This is a genomic window from Haloferax profundi (assembly GCF_001469865.1).
GTDB classification, from domain to species: domain Archaea; phylum Halobacteriota; class Halobacteria; order Halobacteriales; family Haloferacaceae; genus Haloferax; species Haloferax profundi.
On record NZ_LOPV01000278.1, the window covers coordinates 1 to 1,198 of the forward strand.

The 1,198-nt window shown below is 50.2% G+C and carries 1 pseudogene; it reads left to right on the forward strand.

Features of this window, described 5'->3' with window-relative positions:
* A pseudogene (locus AUR66_RS22020) lies at positions 1-1,198 on the forward strand (hypothetical protein); the annotation flags it as partial.

The following is a 1,198-nucleotide window of genomic DNA, read 5'->3' on the forward strand; positions in this document are numbered from 1 at the left end:
AATACAGAGTCGAAGTCCAGTCTGAGGTTCCTAATGGAGACTCGATTTCCATCGATGTTGCGAAGTATCGTGCACAGGTTGTTATCCCAGATTGGTCCGAGCGATTCCCAAACGAAACCGTGCCATTCGGTGGCACTGTTGTTGGTCAGAATGGATCACCAGTGGCGAATGAATCGATAGAAGTTCGCATCGTAAACGAGAGCGAAGTCACGGTCACAACGAAGAACGTTACGACAAATTCTGGTGGTCAGTTCGAAACGACCTGGGATACACCAGAGACGATACCGGAGGATTACACGGACTTCTACGTCCGCCTTGAGACAGCAGATGGAGAGTACATCGCAAACAACGGTGAGTTCGAGGTTGAGTTCCGGAACAGAGGAGACGAGCCAGACAGTACCGACACACCACCAGCCAGTGTAGACATCGAGACAGACAACTGGGCCTATGGTCCCAGTAGCACAGTTAATGCAACCATCTCAGTAGAAGAAAACGGGGGCTCTGTTGCCAACAAGGATGTCTCAGTCTTTGTGCGTCAAGATTGGAATGGGCCGCCGCTTGAGCAACAAACACTTACTACTGACGAAAATGGAACCGCAACGTTCCAAATGACCACACCCTCTCAGGGTGAGATGGTCCAAGACCAAGAGATCAGTATCCGTGTGGTTACGACTGTCAATGGTACCGTTGTGACTGATCGAGCGTCTCCCAGGTTCACTGTTTCCGAGACTGATTTAGACACGAATTGGACAGTGACTGCAGGGACAACAGAGAGAGTCTCAGTAAGTGTCAATGACAATCAAGGGAATCCTATCGAAGGGTTCCATGCTCCACTTATCGGGTCTCGAATGGGTCTCCACGCTGGAACATTCTTCATTGGTACCGGGACCACTGATGCGTCCGGACAGGTAAACTACACTGTGGATCTGCCATCGGATCTGCAGAACGAGATTGCGTATGTCACTAACACGCCTGATCGACGGTTCAATCATCTCTCAACGCCCGACGTCAAACAGTTTGATGTTAACCTCCATATCGGATCGGACCATGATAGCTACTATTCAACTGCACCAGGCGAAGAGGTCAAATTAAATTACACGACAGATCGCAGTGATGTTGAATCAGCGTTGGTCACCGTCCACACGTGGGAACGTAACCGTGAGCAGAATATCCTCCTGGGAACACGCCTAAAGCCAGG